This window comes from Vibrio sinensis (assembly GCF_003605645.1).
GTDB classification, from domain to species: Bacteria; Pseudomonadota; Gammaproteobacteria; order Enterobacterales; family Vibrionaceae; genus Vibrio; species Vibrio sinensis.
This window is the reverse complement of record NZ_QVMU01000132.1, coordinates 1-570: the sequence shown is the minus strand read 5'-3', so window position 1 is coordinate 570 and position 570 is coordinate 1. Positions and strand designations below refer to the sequence as shown.

1 rRNA gene is annotated in these 570 nt (G+C 44.2%); it reads right to left on the bottom strand.

The annotated features are described in order from the left end of the window. Positions 1 to 101: 101 nt before the first annotated feature. Positions 102 to 220: ribosomal RNA gene (rrf, locus tag DZ860_RS25400) — 5S ribosomal RNA — on the bottom strand. Positions 221 to 570: the final 350 nt, after the last annotated feature.

Genomic DNA, 570 nt, shown 5'->3' with positions numbered 1-570 from the left:
TCTTTGGGCTTTCCGAAAAGGTATCACATGCCAAGTTTGGCCTCACGGTATAGAAGTTATAGAGTCATAAAGTTTTAACCAAAAAAAAAAAAAAAAAAAGAGGGATGCAACACGAGGACTTCCCGGGAGGTCACCCATCCTAGTACTACTCTCGCCCARGCACGCTTAACTGCGGAGTTCTGATGGGATCCGGTGCATTAGTGCTGGTATGATCGCATCCGTTAGTATATGCAATGCAATCGTATATATTCTKTTTTKAAGWCTTGATGAACCRTTCGCCGTGGGTCCCACCCGCYATGTAGGGATMCCCCATCTAGTCTTAACGAGYTTTGATGCATGAAAAAATTCGAAAACAATGCTTGAAMAAGTAATTTTGGGTCCGTAATATAGCACAAATCACGAAAATGCCCGAAAAAGTACTTAAAGGTCAAAATTTGGGGTCGACAAAGAGTCAATGGAAGAGTTCCATTGTCCTGCTTCTTTCGTCGGAGGGCTGTCTTTGGGCTTTCCGAAAAGGTATCACATGCCAAGTTTGGCCTCACGGTCACATGCCAAGTTTGGCCTCACGGT